Genomic DNA, 20,276 nt, shown 5'->3' with positions numbered 1-20,276 from the left:
TGGGGAGAACCAAGACTTGTTAAGAAATCATAAACGCCCTAGGATCAATGTCCCGCTTCGGCGGGAACTTGTGTTCACCGCGCTTGTCTGAGAGTTCCCATGCATTCCCTTCTGCGTCTACCGCTGGCCCTGATGATCGCCCTAGGCGCGATCTCGGGCGCGCATGCGCAGGCCAAGGGCAAGCAGGACGGCACCGTGTTGCCGGTCTGGAACAAGGGCAGCGGCAAGGTGGAGGCGTTGCTGTATCTGGAACCCACCGGCGAGCAGGCGGTCGGTGCGCGCTGGCATTTCGGCCGCAGCTCCCTGGACGCGGCCTTCGGCCTGTCCTCGGGTGACTCGCTGGGTCTGCTGTGCAACAGCAGTCGCGGGACGAGCATCAGCGGATTGGCCAGCCATTGCATGCTGGCGACACTGGGCGATGAGGAAGACAACACGCTCAGCCGCCGCGTCAGTGGCACCGCCGCGTTCAACCGGCCTGGCGGCCGCGTGGGCATCACCGCCGGCAGCGGCCGCGACACCCTGCCCGCGTGGCTGGCTGGCCCGAACAAATCGCCTTCACTGCGCGCCGAACAGAACGACCTGACCGTCTTCGGGCAGAAGAACATCGGCCGCGAGGGCTTCGTCTCGATCGGCGGCACCTATGCCAAGGCGCGTCTGGTCCCCATCGCGGACGCCTCGCCGGCGATCGTGGACCGCTGGGACAGCAAGAGCCTCACCATCGGTGCCGGCTATGGCAACTTCAGCGGCAACATCATCGGCCGCGTGGTCGATGTTCCGGGCCAGCCCGGCAAGTGGGAAGGCCTGGGGGTCGGCCTGACCTGGCGCACGCCGTGGAGCGGGCAGCTCACCGTGGGCGCCGAGAACGTGGTCACCCGCGGCAAGAACCCGTTCGCCCCCCGCAACGAGAGCACGGACGAGGGCACCGTCCCCTACGTGCGGTACGAGCAGGATCTCTGACCTGTCTTTGCGACGACCCGTCAATACACGTCATCCAAAGGGCGCCTCCACGAGGCGCCCTTTTTCGTTTGGGCTGCCTGTCAAGGGCGCACACGGCCCATTCAGGGTGAAATTTTTTTAACAAAAATCTTAACAAATGAGACGTTTTGGGCGGCAGATATCGCTTAGAGCCTTATGCTGCAAAGGCTTTGCCGAATTTCACCTAAATCACATGGAACATTAACGGCTCTTTAATTTTTAGTTGCACGTGGTTACTATCGAGTCAGCTTCACGGATTGGGAACGCCTTTCGTCCCCGCGCTGAAGCCCATCCCAACACGTTGCACCCAAGTCAACTTGGAGAGAGAGCCCAATGAATCGCAACAGCAACAAACTGCGTGACGCCGTCGTCCTCGCGCTGATCGCCAGCGCTGCCGGCACCGGCAGCGCCGTCGCCCAGGAAGCCACTGGCACCACCAATCTGGACCGCATCTCGGTCACCGGTTCGCGCATCCGCCAGGTTGACGTCGAGACCGCGCAGCCGGTGCTGACCATCTCGCGTGCAGATATCCAGAACCAGGGCTTCAGCTCGGTCGGCGACATCCTGCAGAACATTTCGGCCGCCGGTAGCCCGAACTTCAGCCGCGCCTCGCCGCTGACCTCCAACCAGGAAGCCGGTGGTCAGTACATCGACCTGCGCAACCTGGGCGCACAGCGCACGCTGGTGCTGGTCAATGGCAAGCGCCTGGGCATCAGCCCGGACGGCTACCAGGACATCTCCATCATCCCGACCTCGATGGTCGAGCGCATCGACGTGCTGAAGGACGGCGCCTCGTCGATCTACGGTTCGGACGCGATGGCCGGTGTGATCAACATCATCACCCGCAAGAACTTCGACGGCCTGGAAGCGAACGTCTACAAGGGCCAGTACAGCCAGGGTGATGGCGAGAAGGAAACCTACGACTTCGTCATGGGCTTCTCCGGTGACCGCGGCTCGCTGACCGTCGGCGCCGAGTACCACAAGGAAGAAGGCGTGTGGGCCAAGGATCGTCCGTTCACGGCCGACACCTACCCGGATTGGGATCCGGCCTCCTCGCTGACCCCGGTCGGCCAGTACGGCAACTACAACCGCTTTGCCAACCAGTTCAACCGCAATGCTGCGGGCGCGCTGGTGCTCAATGCCCAGGGCATCCCGGTACGCCGCAGCGCCGGCTGGTCAGTCGCCAATCAGGGCAGCGATGCCATCGGTGCCAACGACTTCCACCCGCAGACCGCTGCGGATCAGAGCCGTTCGTCCGACCAGATGCACCTGCTGACCCCGCTGGAGCGTCGTTCGCTGTTCGTCAGCGGCAACTACGACATCACCGACAACGTCCGCTTCACCACGGACCTGTCCTACACCAAGCGCCAGTCGCAGCGTCAGATCGCCGGTTACCCGCTGCAGTCGTCCGCCTTCGGCGTGCCGATGGCCGGCGCGGTCTATCAGACCAACCCGGATGGCAGCCGCACCCTGGTCAGCAACGGCAGCTACTTCAACCCGAACGGCAATCGTGACTTCTACCAGGCCGACGTCGCCACCTACCTCGATGACGATGGCAACCCGCTGTACCAGCAGACCAACGACGTCGACTTCCGTCGCCGTGGCTGGGAAGTCCCGCGTACCACCGATTCGACCCTGACCACCTGGCGTTTCGCCGCGGCACTGGAAGGTTCGTTCGAAATCGGTGACCGCTTCTTCAACTGGGATGTCGGCGCGCTGTACAACGAAAACGACAGCCTGCTGATCAACAACGGCAACTTCTACATCCCGGCCGTCGCCGCGGCTGTGGGTCCGTCGTTCCTCAACTCCGCCGGCCAGGTCGTCTGCGGCACCCCGGGCAACGAGATCGCCGGCTGCGTGCCGTGGAACCCGTATGCCGGCTACGGCGCAGGCAGCGACCAGTACTCGCTGGGCGATCCGAACGTGCAGAACTACCTGTTCCGCGAAGAACACGCCACCGGCAAGACCACCACCCACAACTACTTCGCCAACCTGTCCGGCACCATCGTGCCGCTGCCGGCGGGCGACCTGGGCTTCGCGGTCGGCTATGAATACCGCAAGGAAAGCGGTGCGTTCAACCCGGATGCGATCGCCCAGTCGGGTGACTCGACCAACCTGGCGTCCGGTCCGACCAAGGGTTCCTACGCCCTGGATGAGTTCTACCTGGAATTGAACATCCCGATCCTGGCGGATCTGGCGTTCGCCAAGGAACTGACCCTGGACCTGGCCACCCGTTACTCGGATTTCACCAGCTTCGGTGACACCACCAACAACAAGTTCGGCCTGAAGTGGCGTCCGATCGACGACCTGCTGGTCCGTGCCACCTATGCCGAGGGCTTCCGCGCCCCGACCATCGGTGATCTGTACGGCGGCAGCTCGCAGACCTTCCCGACCAACTTCGTCGATCCGTGCGACAGCGTCTACGGCGACGTCCGCGGCAGCGCGCGCTGCGTCCAGGATGTGGGCCAGGGCTACCGCCAGCTGTCGCAGGGCTTCGTCCCGACGACCGGCCGTGCCGCACAGAGCCCGGTGCCGTTCAACTCCGGCTCGAACCCGAACCTGACCCCGGAAACCTCCGAGTCCAAGACGGTCGGCTTCGTGTACAGCCCGAGCTATGTCACCGGCCTGAGCGTGGGTGTGGATTGGTGGAGCATCCGCATCGACAACACGATCGTCAGCGACAGCCCGAACCTGATCATGGAAGACTGCTATGTCCGCCTGATCGAATCGCGCTGCTCGATGTTCAGCCGTGACCCGAACAACGGCAACATCGTGGGCACCCTGAACTACGGCAACCGCAACGCCGGTTACACCGAAACCGAAGGCTTCGACTTCGACATCAGCTACAGCCGTGACACCGATTTCGGCCGCTTCTCGGCCAAGTCGTCGACCACGTACGTGGGCAAGTACGAAGAGAAGTCCACGGACGATGTGGACGCCGTGCCGTCGCAGAACAATGGCTTCGGTGCATTCTTCCGCGTGCGCTCGAACCTGGGCCTGGGCTGGAGCATGAACGACCTGTCGGTCAACTGGAACGTGCGTTACTTCTCCGGCACCAAGGAAAGCTGCCGCTTCGCCACGCGTTGCACCCTGCCCACCTACAGCGCACCGGACACCCTGGGCGTGATCTCGCCGCAGACCGAGCTGGGCGCAGTGACCTTCCACGACGTGCAGGTGTCCTATGCCACCCCGTGGAATGCCACCGTCGCCGTGGGCGCCAACAACGTGTTCAACAAGGTCGGCCCGATGATGACCTCGCAGCCGAGCTCGAACTTCTCGTACTACGGCGGCTACGACATCGGTCGCTTCCTGTACATGAAGTACTCGCAGAAGTTCTGATCGATCCACTGATCAACAACGTCTGATGCAACGGCCCCGAAAGGGGCCGTTGTTTTTTGTGGCGACACGCGGCCCCGTCCAACGGCCGCATACAAAAAAGGCCGCGTTTCCGCGGCCTTCTGCTTGCCTGCAGCGATCAGATCACCCCAGCGGGATCAGCGTCTCGATCACGTGCTCCACATAGGCCTCGAAATCTTCGCGGGCCTGCTTGGGCTGCTGCAGCTGCAGCGACAGCTGCAGGAAGCCGACATAGGCCGCATAGGCCAGTCGCGCGCGGTGTTGCGCATCCGTCCGGCTCAGCCCCGCCTGGCGGAACGAGGCGACCAGGTACTCCAGGCGGCGATGCGAGACACGGTCGATGACCGGGCGCACCATCGGGTGATCCAGCGCCTTGAGCAGTTCGCTGTAGATGATGTGCGGCTGCACTTCATGCGCCACCACCTGGAACAGCTGGCGCAGGCGTACGCGCGGGTCGGTCACATCGGCCAGGCTGCCGAACACCTGCTCCTGCTCGAACAGCTCCCAGCGCTCCAACGCGGCCTGCAGCAACGCATCGCGCGAGGGGAAGTGCCAATAGAAGCTGCCTTTGGTGACACCCAGGCGCCGCGCCAGCGGTTCGACCGCAACCGCGCCCACGCCTTGTTCGGCAATCAGATCCAGTGCGGCCTGGGCCCAGTCTTCGGCACTGAGGCGGCTGTTGCGGCCGGCACGTGGCTCGCCGGCGGAAGCTTCGGGTTCATTCATAGGTGGATTTAACCATACGCCGGGGTTGGTTGCAGTACGTCAATGCACACAGGGGCGCCTGGAGCCTCGCCGCACAAGGGATGTCCCCACCATACTCCCAAGTATTGACATCGCACAGGGCAGGTCCATACTAGCGAGTATGGTCACTCCTTCTTCTACTCTGCCCCGTTTTGACTATGAGCGACTGACCGGCGCGCACGACGCCGTGCTGGCCGCCACCCGGTCGGGCCCGGGGCGTCGCGGCACCGTGCTGTTCGCCCACGGCTTCGGCCAGACCCGGCATGCCTGGAATGCCACCGCGGCCGCGCTGGTCGACGCCGGTTACCAGACCCTGTCCTACGACGCACGCGGCCATGGCGATTCAGACTGGAATCCGGCCGAACGCCCTTACCACGGCGAACAGTTCGCCGATGATCTGATCGTGCTGGCCGGCGAGCAGGCGCAGCCGCCGATCCTGATCGCCGCCTCGATGGGCGGCCTGTTCGGTTTGCTCGCCGAGTCGCGCTGGCCGGGCCTGTTCTCGGCGATGGTGCTGGTGGACATCACCCCGCGCTGGGACACCGCCGGGGTCGAAAAGATCCTGATGTTCATGACCGCACACCCCGACGGCTTTGCCTCGCTGTCGCAGGCGGCCGATGTGATCTCCGCCTACCTGCCGCACCGCCCGCGCAAGTCGGACGATTCCCTGCGCGCGTTGCTGCGCGAGGACGGTCACGGCCGCTGGCGCTGGCATTGGGACCCGCGCCTGGTCGCCGAACTGGCGCGTGACAGTGAACACCACCAGGACGCGCTCGCCGACGCGGCGCGCCAGGTGAAATGCCCATTGCTGCTGGTCAGCGGTGGCCGCAGCACCCTGGTCACCCCGCAGACGGTGGCCGAGTTCCTCGCGTTGGTGCCACATGCACGCCACGTGCAGCTGCCGGAGGCCACGCATATGGTCGCCGGTGATGACAACAACGCCTTTACCGCTACTGTGTTGGACTATCTGGACGTGTTGCCCTCGGCCTCCGCCGTCGCATCGTCCGCCATTACCGAGCACGTCACCGGAGCACGCTCATGAGCATTGTCGTTCCCTTCCTCGTCGTCCTGTTGGCAGGTGCGTTCGTCGCCTACCACCGGATGCGCCTGATCACCTGGACGATCATCAGCCTCGTGCTGCTGGCCGCCTGCTGGTTCATCCCGTACGTCAACCAGACCGCCACGATCGTGGCCGCGGCCATCGTCGCCGTGATCGCCGTGCCGCTGCTGCTGCCCTTCATCCGCAAGCCGCTGCTGACCGCGCCGATGATGAAGGTGTTCCGCAAGGTGCTGCCGCCGCTGTCGCAGACCGAGCGCATCGCGCTGGAAACCGGCTCGGTCGGTTTCGAAGGCGAGCTGTTCACCGGTGACCCGGACTGGAACATCCTGCTCAACTACCCCAAGCCGCAGCTCACCGCTGAGGAACAGGCGTTCCTGGACGGCCCGGTCGAAGAGCTGTGCAAGATGGTCAACGACTGGGAAATCACCCACGTCTACGCCGACCTGCCGCCGGAGCTGTGGAGCTTCATCAAGAAGAACAAGTTCTTCGGCATGATCATTCCGAAGGAATACGGCGGCCTGGGCTTCAGCGCGCTGGCCCACCACAAGGTGATCCAGAAGCTGGCCTCGGTGTCGAGCGTGGTCAGCTCCACCGTCGGCGTGCCCAACTCGCTGGGCCCGGGTGAACTGCTCAACCATTACGGCACCCAGGAACAGAAGGACCAGTACCTGCCGCGCCTGGCCGATGGCCGTGAAGTGCCCTGCTTCGGCCTGACCGGTCCGTTCGCCGGCTCGGACGCCACCTCGATTCCCGATTACGGCATCGTCTGCAAGGGCGAGTGGAACGGCGAGCAGGTGCTCGGCGTCAAGCTCACCTTCGACAAGCGCTACATCACCCTGGCCCCGGTGGCCACGCTGATCGGCCTGGCCTTCCGCATGTACGACCCGGATGGCCTGATCGGCAGCACCCGCGACATCGGCATCACCCTGGCGCTGCTGCCGCGTGATACCGCCGGCGTGGAAATCGGCCGTCGCCACTTCCCGCTCAACTCGACCTTCCAGAACGGCCCGATCCGCGGCAAGGATGTCTTCATCCCGCTGACCCAGCTGATCGGCGGCGCCGAGAAGGCCGGCAAGGGCTGGAACATGCTCAACGAGTGCCTGGCCGTCGGCCGCTCCATCACCCTGCCCTCCACCGCCAGTGGCGGTGCCAAGGCCGGTGCGGTGGTGACCGGTGCCTATGCCCGCATCCGCAAGCAGTTCGGCCTGTCGGTCGGCCGCTTCGAGGGCGTGGAAGAAGCGCTCGCCCGCATCGGTGGCAAGGCTTACGCGATCAGCGCGCTGTGCCAGGCCACGGCGGCGGCGGTGGACCGCGGCGACGTGCCGTCGGTGCCGTCGGCCATCGCCAAGTACCACTGCACCACCATGAGCCGTGAAGTGATCTCGGACGTGATGGATGTGATCGGCGGCAAGGGCATCATCCTGGGGCCGCGCAACTTCGCCGGCCGCAGCTGGCAGGCCGCGCCGATCGCGATCACGGTGGAAGGCGCCAACATCATGACCCGCAGCCTGCTGATCTTCGGCCAGGGTGCGATCCTGTGCCACCCGTGGGTGCTCAAGGAAATGAAGGCCGCGCAGGATCCGGACACCCGCGCCGGCCTGCAGGAATTCGATCGCAGCCTGTTCGGCCACATCCGCTACGGCATCTCCAACGCCGTGCGTTCGTTCTGGTTCGGCCTGACCGGTGCCCGTTTCGGTGCCGCCCCGGGCGATGCCTACACCCGCCGCTACTTCCGCAAGCTGGACCGTTACTCGGCCAACCTGGCGCTGATGGCCGACATCTCGATGATGACGCTGGGCGGCAAGCTGAAGTTCAAGGAATCGCTGTCCGGCCGCCTGGGCGATGTGCTGAGCCACATCTACATGACCAGCGCCATGCTCAAGCGTTACCACGACGAAGGCGCCCCGGCCGCCGACCAGCCGCTGCTGGCCTGGGCCTTCCATGACAGCGTGCACAAGATCGAAGAATCGCTGTCGGCCGCCCTGCGCAACTTCCCGGTGCGCCCGATCGGCTGGCTGATGTGGGCGCTGATCTTCCCGTTCGGCCGCCGTGCCGAAGCCCCGGGCGACCGCCTCGGCCACCGCGTGGCCGCGCTGCTGATGGCGCCCAACGAGGCCCGCGACCGTCTGGCCAGTGGCGTGTTCCTGACCCCGTGCGAGAACAACCCGGGTGGCCGCATCAACAGCTACCTGTCCAAGGCGATCATGGCCGAGCCGGTGGAGCGCAAGTTCATCAAGGCGCTCAAGACCAAGGGCATCGAGGCGCTGGACTTCGTTACCCAGCTGGACGAAGCCGTGGCCGAAGGTGTGATCACCCAGGACGAACGCACCCTGCTCGAAGAGCTGCGCACGCTCACCCTGGAAACGATCACCGTGGACGACTTCGATCCGGAAGAACTGCGCTCGGCGGGCTACTACAAGCGCCAGCAGAAGGACGCGCAGTCGCAGGCCGCGTGATCCCGGCCACCAGGTAAACCACAACGGCGGACTTCGGTCCGCCGTTTCTTTAGGGAGACCCCCGATGTCCGCTCCACTGCTCACGCTTTACCGCCGCATGCAGCGTTGGCCTGTCGGCAACTGGCTGTTCTCGCGCGCGGTGTGCGTCAAGGCGCCCTACTTCGCCAGCATCGCCCCGCGCATCACGCTGCTCGAACCGGGCCGCTGCGAAGGCCGCATCGCGCACCGGCGCAAGGTCACCAACCACATCGGCACGGTGCACGCGATCGCGCTGTGCAACCTGGCTGAGCTCACCGCCGGGCTGATGGTGGATGCCTCGCTGCCCAAGGGCATGCGCTGGATCCCGAAGGGCATGGAGGTGCAGTACCTGGCCAAGGCGACGGGCACCCAGTATGCCGTGGCCACGCCGGAGCAGCCGCTCGTGGCGGCCGAGGCGGGTTACGCGCTGCCGGTGAAGGTGCAGGTGCGCGATGACGCCGGCACGGCCGTGTTCGAGGCACGGATCGCCATGTGGGTGTCGCCGGTCAAGCGTTGATCGGTGACGCGCAGCCACCCATGGGGTGGCTCTGCATCCGATCCGTCTGTCGCAGGGTAGCGCCACGCCATGCGTGGCTGGCACCTGTCAGGCCGGCACCATCCACCACGCGGCCACGGCCAGCATTGCCGGCACAGCCTGGATGAAGAAGATCCGCTTGTTGACGCTGTACGCGCCATAGCAGCCGGCCACGATCACGCAGCCCAGCATGAAGTTGACCAGCATCGGCAGGTGATCGAACAGGCCCCAGAACAGGCCCGCGGCAAGGAAGCCGTTGTACAGCCCTTGATTGGCCGCCAGCACCCGCGTGGCCTGCGCCTTTTCCGGCGTATTGCGGAAGGTCTTCAGGCCCAGCGGCCTGGTCCACAGGAACATTTCCAGGACCAGGAAATACACGTGCAGCAGGGCGACCAACAGGGTCAACGACAGCGCGATCCAATACATGGGCTCAGGTTCCTGGAAGACTGCAGAGAGCTTACTCCGGACGCTCGCCCGGCAGCTTCTTTTCCTCGCGCAGTAGGCCCAATGCTGCGACGGTCATCGCCCCGGCCACGACCAGCCCACCGACGAACACAATGTGCGAACCGAACAGGGACAGTCCCTTGTGCACCCAGGCGAAGGTCAGATCGCCACCGCGGTAGACCACGGTGTCGATCGCCGCGCCGGCCTTGTAGCGCCACTGGCGGTCCACACGGGTGTAGATCGTCTCGCGCGCCGGCTTGGCCAGTGAGAATTCGCTGGCGCGGGTCATGACCTGCACCATCGCCACCATCAGCGGCAACGGCGAGGCCGCCAGGATCGAGAACCCGATGATGATCGCCACGCCGGGAATCAACAGCGCCGGGGCGATCCCATACCGCGACAGCAACCAGCGCGTGAAGCCAAGCTGGATGATCAGGGTCAGCGTGTTCACCGCCAGGTCCACGCGTGAAAAGAACGCCGTGCTTGCCGCTGCATCGGGGTACAGGCGGCGCACGATCGAGGCCTGCTCGTTGTAGAGCATCGTGCCTACGCCCACGCCGAACAGCACCAGCACGGCCAGCCAGCGCAGCAGCGGCTCACGCACGATCAGCTTCAGGCCGTCGAGCACGCTGCCGCCCATCGGGGTTTCACCCGACACCAACTGCTGCTCCTGCTCCCGGGCCACCGCCCACAACCGCAGCCGCCAGATGCAGACCAGGCAGGCACTCAGAAAGCCGGCCGAGACCAGCATCAGGTTGGCAATCCCCACCCGCTCCACCAGCGCCGCAGTGATGATCGGCCCCAGGAACGCACCGAGAGTGCCCGCCGCGCCGATGTAGCCGTATACCTCGCGTGCCTGAGCGTTGGAGAACACGTCGGCCATGAAGCTCCAGAACACCGCCACTGCAAAGAGGTTGAACACGGCGGCCCAGAAGAAGAACGCCATGCCACGCCCTGGCACGCCGCTGTCGAACAGCAGGTAGAAGCCCAGCAGGGAGACGATGAAGAAGACATACACCGCGGGCAGGAATACCCTCCGCGCATAGCGGCTGACCACCGCGCCGTACAGCGGCTGCAGCACCAGCATGATGAAGAACACCCCGGTGAACAGGAACTGCAGCACGAAGTCCTGCACCGCAATGCCATGCGCGCTGAACCAGTCGATCAGTACCGGCGGGAACACCGCCCTAGCGTCGGCCGAGGCAGCCATTGCCTCGCGCACCGGACGCAGCACGTAATAGCCGCTCAAGAGGCAGAAAAAGTACAGGCACGCCCAGATCAGGGGCGGCGACTGCCGCAGCGCCCCGCGCAGGCCCGATTGCACCGGTGCTGCTGCGGCAGCACTCATCGCACCCACTCCCGGCTTGGGCGGCGTGACAACGGCGGCATCGTGGAAACTCCGGGCAGGAAAGCGCGCAAGGTAAACGATGCACCGCAACATCGCCAGCCTCCGGCACGCCCATCGGCGCAACGCTGCGTGGCGCACCCCGCAGCCCCTGCCTGCCCCAACCTGTCTTATGCTCGGTGCGCACCCCGGCAAGGAGCGGCATGTACGACTACATCGTGATTGGAGCCGGTTCTGCCGGCTGCGTGCTGGCCCACCGGCTCAGCGAAGACCCGGCCTGCCGGGTACTGCTGCTGGAAGCGGGCCCGCGCGATACCAACCCCTTCATCCATATGCCGGCCGGGTTGGCGCGGCTGGTCAACAACCGCCGCATCAACTGGAACCTGGAGACCGAGCCGGAGCCTGCACTGGAGGGCCGTCGCCTGTGGTGGCCGCGCGGCAAGGTGCTGGGGGGCTCGAGTTCGATCAATGCGATGTGCTACGTGCGCGGCGTACCGGCCGACTACGACGACTGGGAAGCGGGTGGCGCCATCGGCTGGGGCTGGGACCAGGTGCTGCCCTGGTTCCTGCACAGCGAGCGCAACAGCCGCGGTGCCAGCGCGCTGCACGGCGCCGCAGGACCGCTGTCGGTGTCCGACCTGCGCCACCACAATCCCCTGTCGGCCGCTTTCATCGCCGCCGCACAGCAGGCCGGCCATCCCCACAATGCGGACTTCAACGGTGACCAGCAGCTCGGCGTCGGGCTGTACCAGGTCACCCAGCGCGACGGTGCACGGTGTTCGAGCGCGGACGCCTATCTGCGCCCGGCACGCCACCGGCGCAACCTGACGGTGCTCACCGGGGCGCAGGCGACCGCGCTGAGTTTCCAGGGCACGACGGCGACCGGCGTGCACTATCGGCGTGGCGCGCACCACCTCCACGCACGCGCGGGCGCGGAGGTGATCCTCAGCGCCGGCGCCATCCACTCCCCGCACCTGCTGATGCTCTCCGGCATCGGCGAGGCGGACACGCTGCGCTGCCACGGCATCACCCCGCGCGTGGATCTGCCCGGTGTCGGCCGCAACCTGCAGGACCACCTGGACATCTGCACCGTCGTGCACACCGGCCCGGGTGTCAGCTACGACCGCAGCAGCGAACTGCGCATCGCCGTGGACTACTTCCTGCGCGGCCACCGCGGTGCCGGCACCAGCAACCTGGCCGAGGCCGGCGGCTTCGCCCGCTCGTCGCTGGCTACGGAGGCCCGCGCCGACATCCAGTTCCATTTCGTCCCGGCGATGCTGGACAACCACGGCCGCCACCGGCTGCCGGGCGATGGTTATACGCTGCATGCCTGCCCGCTGCACCCGCACAGCCGCGGGCAGCTGCGCCTGCGTGATGCCGATGCGCGCTCACCGCCGCGCATCCACGCCAACTACCTGGGTGACGCCGCCGGCCACGATCTGAAGATGATGCTTGAATGCGCCTGGCTGTCGCGCAGGATCCTGCAGCAGCCTGCGTTTGACCGCTGGCGCGGCGCGCCGGTGTTCCCCGCGCACAACGCGCTGGACGACGCAGCATTGGAAGCCTTCATCCGGGCCAAGGCCGAGACCATCTACCACCCGGTCGGGACCTGCGCGATGGGGCAGCATGCCGAGGCGGTGGTCGATCCGGGCACCCTGCGCGTGCACGGCACCGAACGGCTGCGGGTGGTGGACGCCTCGGTGATGCCGCGCCTGATCAGCGGCAATACCAATGCACCGACCATGATGATCGCCGAGCGGGCCGCACACTGGATCCGGACCGCCGCCACTGCCTGAACAGGGGTGCGCTGGACCGCCCTCCCCCCGGCGCGCCGGATCCGCTCGGGATTGGCAAAACCCACGCGTTTTCAACGCGATACGCATTCATCTTCGATTCGTTTGTGCAATCACGAAAAGCGGCGCTAGAATCGGTCACAGCAGTCGCGCACGGGCACCCATACGATGAACCAGAACAACAGGCGCCGACCGATCCGTTCGGCGGCAACCGGGTTGTTGGGCATGTTGATGCCCATCGCCATGTCTTCCACTGCACAGACACCCGCCGCTGCGCCCGCCGGGTTCCCGGTCAACATCGAGGAATCGGCGCCGACCGCCGCCCCGCATACCCAGCCTGCCGCGTATCGCACCACGCCGGCCGGCCTGAAAGTGCAGCCGCCCGCGCAGGGTTTCAACGTGGCCTCGATCGAATCGATGGCGCAGCAGCTCACCTACGGCGAGCGCGTGCCGGGCATGGCGGTTGCCATCGTGCAGGGCGGCCGCGTGCTCAGCGCGCGCGGCTACGGTGTCACCGACGTCAACAATCCACAGCAGGTCGATGCCCACACCGTGTTCCGCCTGGCCTCGTTGTCCAAGGCTTTCGCCGGCACCATGGCCGGCCTGCTGGTCAACGATGGCACCCTGCGCTGGGACAGCAAGGTCACCGACTACGTGCCCGGCTTCCAGTTGAGCACGCCCGAAGCAACCGAGCGCCTGACCGTGGCCGATCTGCTCAGCCACCGCGTCGGCCTGCCCTACAACGCCTATGACCGCGACGTCGAAGCCAACGCCGAGTACTACACGCTCACCCACAAGCTGGCGGCCACCTCGCTCAAGTGCCTGCCCGGCGATTGCTACGCCTACCAGAACGTGGCCTTCAGCCTGATCGGTGATGTGGTCTACGCCGCCTCCGGCAGCTTCTACGAACAGTCCGTCGAGCGTCGCCTGTTCAAGCCGCTGGGCATGGATGATGCCAGCCTTGGCCTGGCCGGCATCCAGGCCAGCTCGCGCTGGGCGCGCCCGCATGTGCGCAGCCGCAATGGCTGGGTCGCGCTCACGCCCAAGCCGACCTACTACCGCCTCGCCCCGGCCGCCGGCGTCAACGCCAGTGCCAGCGACATGGCGCAGTGGCTGCTGGCACACACCGGCCATCGCCCCGACGTACTGCCCGCTCCGTTGCTGGCCACGCTGCATGCCAGCCTGATCAGCACCCCCGGTGAGATGCGCTCGGGCTGGCGCCGCGAGCGCCTCAACTCGGCCGGCTACGCGCTTGGCTGGCGCACCTTCGATTACGCCGGCCATGAAGTGATCTTCCACGCCGGTGCCGTCCAGGGCTATCGCGGCCTGGTCGCCCTGGTGCCCGAGCGCGACCTCGGCATTGCCATCATGTGGAACGGCGAAAGCAGCCTGCCCAGCGGCCTGCTGCCCACCGTACTGGACCAGGCCATGGGCCTGCCGACCCAGCGCTGGCTGGACGTGGACACCGACTTCGGCAGCGACAACCTGATGGCCGAAGACGCCGCCCCGCAAGGCAAGCGCAAGGGTGTCTCGTCGAACCGCGCGGTCGCTTCACCGCGCTGATCCCGCCCGCAGGTGGCATCGAAAAAGGCGGCCGGATGGCCGCCTTTTTTGTGGTTTTTTGGTATCGCCCATAAAAAAACTCCTTCCCCGCTGGGCTGCCAGGGAAGGAGTCTCAGGTACGGCTATCGGGAAAAACTCAGATCAGCGGTGCCGGGGTTGCCGGCAGCGCGACCGGCGCGGCCTTCTTCTTGCGAACGGCCGGCTTGCGCTTTGCGACCTTCTTCACTGCCTTCTTCGCGGATGCCTTCTTGGCCGGAGCCTTGCGGGCAGTCGCCTTCTTGGCGGTGGCCTTCTTGGCTACCTTGCGGGTGGCCTTCTTGGCGGTCTTCTTGGCAGCCTTCTTCGGAGCGGCCTTCTTGGCTACCTTGCGGGTCGCCTTCTTGGCCGTCTTCTTTACCGCCTTTTTCGCGGTCTTCTTGGCAGCTGCCTTCTTTGCAGTCTTCTTGACGGCTTTCTTCGCCGTCTTCTTGACGGCCTTCTTCGCCGTCTTCTTCACTGCCTTCTTTGCGGTCTTCTTGGTCGCAGCCTTCTTTGCCGTCTTCTTCACGGCCTTCTTGGCCGTCTTCTTTACGGCTGCCTTGCGAGCGGTCGCCTTCTTGGCCGCCTTCTTCACCGTCTTCTTGGCAGCGGCTTTCTTGGCTACCTTCTTCACGGCCTTCTTGGCAGTCGCCTTTTTAGCGACCTTCTTGGCTGCCTTTTTGGCGGCCGGCTTTTTCTTCGCAGCTTTCTTGGTTGCCATGGGATGGCTCCTCGTCAGTGATCTATGGAGTGGAAACGCCCAGGTAAAGCAAACCCGCCGTTGCTGCGTCGCGGGGACCGCCGTCGCGTCATGCGCGTCGTGACGGATACGGAGACACCTGCCACATGCGGCCAGGCAGATATCGGATCAGGAAGGGTCTTGCGGTTCGCTGAAGGAAGCGAAGCCATCTCCACCGTCATCGGACGCGAGGTGGATGTCCAGGTTGTGCTTCGCGACTTGATGTCGATTCTGCTCACTCTGTTCGCAGGCAAGGTCTGCTGAGGCGAAACCTAATCACGCTTTTTTTCACTGTCAACAACCCCGGCGAAAAATTTTCACACCGGCACCCTGCCGCGGCCCCCTCTGCGTACCCGTCATCGAGCCGACGAGAGCGCCATGCCAACGCCACCGCGAACACCCCACGCAACCGAACACAGGCAACACAGAAAAGAAAAGCACTTAAAAGAAGCACTTTCGTGTAGCGACATCGCAACAACGCCGTGCGCCGTCCTGCAACGCCACGCGCGCATCGCATGCCACCACCCCTGCCACAGGACTCCCCGTGCGCACCTTAAACAGACCGCAAAACTTTTCACATCTGCCCGCGCTTTTTTCCACCCGATTTGCGTAACTGCGCAAACTTTTGACCGTTCGGGACCGACACGTTCGCGCCTGGCGTTCGCCGTTGAACATCGCCGCACGTCCGCCGGGATACCTGTTCGGCATGCCATTGGCGCGTCGGCGCAGACCAGATCGCCGGCGCGCATCGGCACCGAACCGATCGTCATGAGCCAGCCGTCGCGATCAACGCCCATCGCGCGCGCACTGCAATCCTCACGCACTACTAACGCGATCGGCGCGCGCCCGACGCGCGGGCAAAAAAAAACGGCCGCACCGGGCGGCCGTTCTTCAGCGGAAACGACGATCAGTGATCTTCGTTTTCCAGCAGCTCGGCGTAGTCGTCCGGACCCAGCAGGTCGTTGACTTCGTCCAGGCCGGCCACTTCGACGACATAGATCCAGCCGTCGCCGTAGGCGTCTTCGTTGATGGTTTCCGGCTTGTCGCTCAGGGCCGAATTGACCTCGACCACCGTGCCGGTGATCGGGCTGTACACGTCCGAAGCGGCCTTCACCGACTCGACCACGGCAGCCTGTTCGCCGGCCTTGACCTCCTGGCCAACCTCCGGCAGTTCAACATAGACCAGGTCGCCAAGCAGGCCCTGGGCGTGGTCGGAAATACCGACGGTGACGCGGCCGCTGCCTTCAACGCGTGCCCACTCGTGGGACTTGAGGAATTTGAGGTCGCCGGGGATCTCGCTCATGGGACTGCTCCGAGGAATATCAGGGGGGGTCAAGAAACGGGGGTAGTGTAACCAACCGGCGCGGACACGAACGCGTCCGCACCGGATACATCACGGCATCAGCCGTCGATCAACACGCCGGGCTGGGCCTGGCCTTCGCGCACGAACGGGAACTTCACCACGCGGACCGGAATCTGCTTGCCACGGATATCCACGCGGACCTCGCCCAGTTCGCCGCCCGGCACGCGGGCGAACGCGATGCCCTTGCCCAGGGTCGGCGAGAAGGTGCCCGACAGGATCTCGCCCTCACCGCTGGCGGTGAGCACCGCCTGGCCGTGACGCAGCACGCCCTTCTCATCCATGACCAGGCCGATCAGCTGGCGGGCGTTGCCCGCCGCCTTCTGCGCCTCGAGCACGTCGCGCCCGATGAAGTCGCGGCCTTCGTCCAGTGCCACGGTCCAGGCCAGGCCGGCCTCATAAGGTGTGATCTCCTCGTCCATGTCCTGGCCATAGAGATTCATGCCGGCTTCCAGGCGCAGCGTATCGCGCGCACCCAGGCCGGCCGGACGCACGCCGGCGGCGCTCAGCGCATTCCAGAAGGCGACCACGGCGGTCTGCGGCAGCAGGATCTCGAAACCGTCTTCACCGGTGTAGCCGGTACGCGCCACGAACAGCGCGGTGCCGTCGGCGGTGGCGGTCTCCAGGGCAGCGAAGCGGCCCAGCTTTTCCAGCGCGGCGCGGTCGCCCTCGCCCAGCAGGCCGATCACGCGCTCGCGTGCGGTCGGGCCCTGCACGGCGATGATGGCCAGCTCTTCGCGCTCGATGACCTCCACGTTGAAGGCTGCCGCCTGCTCGCGGATCCAGGCCAGGTCCTTTTCGCGGGTGGAGGCGTTGACCACCATGCGGAAGAAATCGTCAGCCATGTAATAGACGATCAGGTCGTCGATCACGCCGCCGCGGGCATTGAGCATGCACGAGTAGAGGGCCTTGCCGGTGGCCTTGAGCTTGTCCACCGAGTTGGCCAGCAGCGTGCGCAGGAACGGCTTGACCTGCTCACCGCGCAGATCCACCACGGTCATGTGGCTGACGTCGAACATGCCGGCATCGCTGCGCACCAGGTGGTGCTCGTCCAGCTGCGAACCGTAATGAATGGGCATGTCCCAGCCACCGAAGTCGACCATCTTGGCGCCGAGTGCGCGGTGGGTATCGTTGAGAAGCGTCTTCTGGGTCATGACCGGTTCCGGGGGAATGAAGGCAAGCCATCATTATCCCAGAACCGTCTTCACAACGCCTGCGGCGGTGCGGGAAAACCGAGGATCAGGCCTGCTGTACCTTCAGCGTCATCCCTTCCACCGCCACCACGCGCACCGGGCTGCCGGCCGGCAGATCCGGCCCGGCGACCACCCAGAATGCATCGTCGATCTTGGCCCGGCCCTTGCCGGCCACGATGCCCTGGTCGAGCACGACCACCCGCCCGATCAACTGCTCGGCGCGCCGGTTCAACAGCGGCTGGTCGCTCTGGCGATCGTGTGATCGCCCCCAGCGCCGGTAGCACTGGATCGAGACCACGCTGAGCACCACGAAGGCGACCACCTGCCACAGCAGCGGGATCTCGGCGAACACCGCGACCAGCACGAACACGGCCGCCGCACCGATCCCGATCCACAACATGAAGGCGCCGGGCGCGAGCGCCTCGGCGGCGAACAGCACCAGTGCCAGCGCGCCCCAGGCCACCACTTCCCAGCGCATGTCAGCCTCCGATCCGCGGCGGGACGCCGCGCGTGGCTTTCTTCTCTTCCTGCTTGGCGAACGCCTCGCGCGCCAGTTCGGCCACGCCGGCGATCGAGCCGATCACGCCGCTGGCCTCCATCGGCATCAGCACCAGCTTCTGGTTCGGCGAGGTCGCCAGTTCCTTGAATGCTTCCACATACTTCTGCGCGATGAAGTAGTTGATCGCCTGCACGTCTCCCTGGGCGATCGCCTCGGAGACCATCGTGGTCGCCTTGGCCTCCGCCTCGGCCAGGCGCTCGCGCGCTTCGGCATCGCGGAAGGCCGCCTCCTTGCGGCCCTCGGCCTCCAGCACGGTGGCCTGCTTCTCGCCTTCGGCGCGCAGGATCTCGGACTGACGCGAGCCTTCGGCTTCCAGGATCTGCGCGCGCTTTTCGCGCTCGGCTTTCATCTGCCGCGCCATCGCATCGAGCAGATCGCGCGGCGGCTGGATATCGCGGATCTCGATGCGGTTCACCTTCACGCCCCACGGGTTGGTGGCATGGTCGACCACGCTCAGCAGCTGGGCGTTGATCACCTCCCGCTGGCTGAGCGATTCATCCAGATCCATCGAGCCGATCACGGTGCGGATGTTGGTCTGCACCAGCGCGATCATCGCCACCTCCAGGTTCGCGACCTCGTAGGCCGCCTTGGCCGCATCGAGCACCTGGAAGAACACCACGCCATCCACGCGCACGGCGGCGTTGTCCTTGGTGATCACTTCCTGGCTCGGCACGTCCAGCACCTGCTCCATCATGTTCACCTTGCGGCCGACCCCGTAGACGATCGGGATCAGGAAGTGCAGGCCGGGCGACATGGTGTGGGTGTAACGGCCGAAGCGCTCCACGGTCCATTCGTAGCCCTGCGGCACCATCCGCACGGCCTTGAAGAGGATGACGATGGCCACGAAGGCCAGCACCAGCGAGAACAGCATGGTCGGAAACATCAGGTCACTCCCTTTCCCCGGATTCGTAACGCCGAGTATAGCCACGGCACCTTCACACCGGCATCGGGAAGTGCCCTGGCGGGCCGTCAACCAGGTTCAGGCGGTGCGCGGGGCGAACATGATGACCATCATGCCGGCCAGGCACAGGCCGACGCCGAGCAGGTCCCAGCGGCTGGGGCGGATGCCATCCACCAGCCACAGCCACATCAGCGCGGTGCCGATATAGACCCCGCCGTAGGCGGCGTAGACGCGCCCGCTGGCGGTCGGGTGCAGGGTCAGCAGCCAGGCGAACAGCGCCAGGCTGACGGCCGCCGGCAGCAGCAACCACGCACTGCCGTCCTTGCGCAGCCACAGCCACGGCAGGTAACAGCCGACAATTTCGGCCACGGCGGTCAGCACGAACAGCAGCAGCGTCTTCACGCGGCGGGCTCGTCCGCCTTGGCCTGCTGCCAGAGCGCCTCCTGCGCCTCCAGATCCAGCGCGGCCATGGACTGCCCCGCTGCATCGGCCTGGGCCTCCATCGCGCGGAAGCGTCGTTCGAATTTGTGGTTGGCCAGACGCAGCGCAGCGCCCACATCGACCTTGGCGTGGCGGGCCAGGTTGGCGCAGACGAACAGCAGATCGCCCAGCTCCTCCTGCAGGCGCGCGTGATTTTCCTCGACCGGGCCACGCGCGAATTCCGCGGCGACTTCGTCCAGTTCTTCGCGCACCTTGTCCATCACCGGCGCCGGGCCCGGCCAGTCGAACCCGACCCGTGCCGCGCGTGCCTGCAGCTTCACCGCCCGCTGCCACTCCGGCAGGCCACGCGAGATGCCGGCCAGCGCCGAGGTATCGGTGTGGCCCTTGGCAACGCGCTCGGCGCGTTTGATCGCCTCCCAGTTGCTGTTGACGTCCTCGGCCCCGTCCACCTGGACCTGGGCGAACACGTGCGGATGGCGACGCTCCATCTTGTCGCTGATCGCGCGGGCGACGTCGGCAAACCCGAACGCCCCCTGCTCCTGCGCCATCTGCGCGTGGAAGACCACCTGCAGCAGCAGATCGCCGAGCTCATCCTTGAGGTCATCCAGATCGCCACGGTCGATCGCATCGGCGACCTCGTAGGCTTCTTCGATGGTGTACGGCGCGATGCTCGCGAAGTCCTGCTGCAGGTCCCAGGGGCAGCCCTGCAGCGGGTCGCGCAGGCGCGCCATGATGCCCAGCAGTCGGTCCAGTTCGGGGGTGGCAGGCATCGTTG

General features: G+C 65.6%; 15 protein-coding genes and 2 pseudogenes. 8 read left to right on the top strand and 9 right to left on the bottom strand.

All coding sequences use genetic code 11. From position 1 onward, the window contains the following. The first annotated feature begins 132 nt into the window (after positions 1 to 132). Positions 133 to 957 carry a hypothetical protein gene (locus ABE546_RS08515; RefSeq protein ID WP_183073752.1) on the top strand — a complete coding sequence of 275 codons (825 nt, stop codon included), beginning with the start codon at positions 133 to 135 and terminating at the stop codon, positions 955 to 957. Positions 958 to 1,308: 351 nt separating this feature from the next. Then, entirely contained in the window at positions 1,309 to 4,314 is a 3,006-nt protein-coding gene (locus ABE546_RS08510; protein ID WP_313212920.1) for a TonB-dependent receptor, read from the top strand. Between the two features lie 141 nt (positions 4,315 to 4,455). Here the strand turns inward: ABE546_RS08510 and ABE546_RS08505 are convergent, their stop codons facing one another. Continuing rightward, a complete protein-coding gene (locus ABE546_RS08505) occupies positions 4,456 to 5,058 on the bottom strand; it encodes a TetR/AcrR family transcriptional regulator (RefSeq protein WP_019185113.1) in 603 nt (200 codons plus the stop codon). 139 nt (positions 5,059 to 5,197) lie between these two features. On the opposite strand from ABE546_RS08505, the gene ABE546_RS08500 reads away from it, so the two are divergent. The 3 genes from ABE546_RS08500 (at position 5,198) to ABE546_RS08490 (ending at position 9,127) form a co-directional block, all read left to right on the top strand. Next, on the top strand, positions 5,198 to 6,118 hold the full coding sequence (locus ABE546_RS08500; RefSeq protein ID WP_346463277.1) for an alpha/beta hydrolase: 921 nt from the start codon (positions 5,198 to 5,200) through the stop codon (positions 6,116 to 6,118). After that, on the top strand, positions 6,115 to 8,592 hold the full coding sequence (locus ABE546_RS08495) for an acyl-CoA dehydrogenase (RefSeq protein ID WP_346463275.1): 2,478 nt from the start codon (positions 6,115 to 6,117) through the stop codon (positions 8,590 to 8,592). Before ABE546_RS08500 ends, ABE546_RS08495 begins: the two co-directional genes overlap by 4 nt. Before the next feature lie 64 nt (positions 8,593 to 8,656). Further along, complete coding sequence (locus ABE546_RS08490; protein WP_346463274.1) at positions 8,657 to 9,127, top strand: hotdog fold domain-containing protein; 471 nt, start codon at positions 8,657 to 8,659, stop codon at positions 9,125 to 9,127. Between the two features lie 87 nt (positions 9,128 to 9,214). Here the strand turns inward: ABE546_RS08490 and ABE546_RS08485 are convergent, their stop codons facing one another. Beyond that, complete coding sequence (locus ABE546_RS08485; RefSeq protein ID WP_346463273.1) at positions 9,215 to 9,571, bottom strand: DUF1304 domain-containing protein; 357 nt, start codon at positions 9,569 to 9,571, stop codon at positions 9,215 to 9,217. Between the two features lie 31 nt (positions 9,572 to 9,602). Then, on the bottom strand, positions 9,603 to 10,937 hold the full coding sequence (locus ABE546_RS08480; RefSeq protein WP_313219744.1) for an MFS transporter: 1,335 nt from the start codon (positions 10,935 to 10,937) through the stop codon (positions 9,603 to 9,605). 169 nt (positions 10,938 to 11,106) lie between these two features. Between ABE546_RS08480 and ABE546_RS08475 the strand changes: the two are divergent. From ABE546_RS08475 to ABE546_RS08465, 3 genes and pseudogenes are all read left to right on the top strand, one after another. Beyond that, positions 11,107 to 12,730: pseudogene (locus ABE546_RS08475) on the top strand (choline dehydrogenase). Between the two features lie 165 nt (positions 12,731 to 12,895). After that, positions 12,896 to 14,290, top strand: a complete 1,395-nt coding sequence (locus tag ABE546_RS08470) for a serine hydrolase domain-containing protein (protein ID WP_313210510.1) — start codon at positions 12,896 to 12,898, stop codon at positions 14,288 to 14,290. 260 nt (positions 14,291 to 14,550) lie between these two features. After that, positions 14,551 to 15,030 (top strand): annotated as a pseudogene (locus ABE546_RS08465) (hypothetical protein); the annotation flags it as partial. 924 nt (positions 15,031 to 15,954) lie between these two features. Here the strand turns inward: ABE546_RS08465 and gcvH are convergent. The 6 genes from gcvH to mazG form a co-directional block, all read right to left on the bottom strand. Continuing rightward, the gene (gcvH, locus tag ABE546_RS08460) at positions 15,955 to 16,350 is read right to left on the bottom strand and encodes a glycine cleavage system protein GcvH (protein ID WP_123730439.1); all 396 of its coding nucleotides are present in this window, start codon (positions 16,348 to 16,350) and stop codon (positions 15,955 to 15,957) included. A 98-nt stretch (positions 16,351 to 16,448) separates the two neighbouring features. Then, a complete protein-coding gene (gene gcvT, locus ABE546_RS08455) occupies positions 16,449 to 17,561 on the bottom strand; it encodes a glycine cleavage system aminomethyltransferase GcvT (RefSeq protein ID WP_313219742.1) in 1,113 nt (370 codons plus the stop codon). Between the two features lie 85 nt (positions 17,562 to 17,646). Then, positions 17,647 to 18,078: an NfeD family protein gene (locus ABE546_RS08450; RefSeq protein ID WP_313210505.1), complete on the bottom strand. Its 432-nt coding sequence runs from the start codon at positions 18,076 to 18,078 to the stop codon at positions 17,647 to 17,649. A gap of 1 nt (position 18,079) precedes the next feature. Then, entirely contained in the window at positions 18,080 to 19,042 is a 963-nt protein-coding gene (locus ABE546_RS08445) for an SPFH domain-containing protein (RefSeq protein ID WP_346463272.1), read from the bottom strand. 96 nt (positions 19,043 to 19,138) lie between these two features. Further along, positions 19,139 to 19,462, bottom strand: a complete 324-nt coding sequence (locus ABE546_RS08440) for a YnfA family protein (RefSeq protein WP_313210501.1) — start codon at positions 19,460 to 19,462, stop codon at positions 19,139 to 19,141. Further along, the gene (gene mazG, locus ABE546_RS08435) at positions 19,459 to 20,271 is read right to left on the bottom strand and encodes a nucleoside triphosphate pyrophosphohydrolase (protein WP_313210499.1); all 813 of its coding nucleotides are present in this window, start codon (positions 20,269 to 20,271) and stop codon (positions 19,459 to 19,461) included. The genes ABE546_RS08440 and mazG overlap by 4 nt, the downstream gene beginning before the upstream one ends. Positions 20,272 to 20,276: the final 5 nt, after the last annotated feature.

It is taken from the genome of Stenotrophomonas sp. TWI377, assembly GCF_039674525.1.
Classification (GTDB): domain Bacteria; phylum Pseudomonadota; class Gammaproteobacteria; order Xanthomonadales; family Xanthomonadaceae; genus Stenotrophomonas.
This window is presented reverse-complemented; position numbering and strand designations above follow the sequence as displayed.

Coding starts and splice junctions, on each gene's coding strand:
- ABE546_RS08515 (WP_183073752.1), top strand. CDS start 133: ATGATCGCCCTAGGCGCGATCTCGGGCGCGCATGCGCAGGCCAAGGGC.
- ABE546_RS08510 (WP_313212920.1), top strand. CDS start 1,309: ATGAATCGCAACAGCAACAAACTGCGTGACGCCGTCGTCCTCGCGCTG.
- ABE546_RS08505 (WP_019185113.1), bottom strand. CDS start 5,058: ATGAATGAACCCGAAGCTTCCGCCGGCGAGCCACGTGCCGGCCGCAAC.
- ABE546_RS08500 (WP_346463277.1), top strand. CDS start 5,198: ATGGTCACTCCTTCTTCTACTCTGCCCCGTTTTGACTATGAGCGACTG.
- ABE546_RS08495 (WP_346463275.1), top strand. CDS start 6,115: ATGAGCATTGTCGTTCCCTTCCTCGTCGTCCTGTTGGCAGGTGCGTTC.
- ABE546_RS08490 (WP_346463274.1), top strand. CDS start 8,657: ATGTCCGCTCCACTGCTCACGCTTTACCGCCGCATGCAGCGTTGGCCT.
- ABE546_RS08485 (WP_346463273.1), bottom strand. CDS start 9,571: ATGTATTGGATCGCGCTGTCGTTGACCCTGTTGGTCGCCCTGCTGCAC.
- ABE546_RS08480 (WP_313219744.1), bottom strand. CDS start 10,937: ATGAGTGCTGCCGCAGCAGCACCGGTGCAATCGGGCCTGCGCGGGGCG.
- ABE546_RS08470 (WP_313210510.1), top strand. CDS start 12,896: ATGAACCAGAACAACAGGCGCCGACCGATCCGTTCGGCGGCAACCGGG.
- gcvH (WP_123730439.1), bottom strand. CDS start 16,350: ATGAGCGAGATCCCCGGCGACCTCAAATTCCTCAAGTCCCACGAGTGG.
- gcvT (WP_313219742.1), bottom strand. CDS start 17,561: ATGACCCAGAAGACGCTTCTCAACGATACCCACCGCGCACTCGGCGCC.
- ABE546_RS08450 (WP_313210505.1), bottom strand. CDS start 18,078: ATGCGCTGGGAAGTGGTGGCCTGGGGCGCGCTGGCACTGGTGCTGTTC.
- ABE546_RS08445 (WP_346463272.1), bottom strand. CDS start 19,042: ATGTTTCCGACCATGCTGTTCTCGCTGGTGCTGGCCTTCGTGGCCATC.
- mazG (WP_313210499.1), bottom strand. CDS start 20,271: ATGCCTGCCACCCCCGAACTGGACCGACTGCTGGGCATCATGGCGCGC.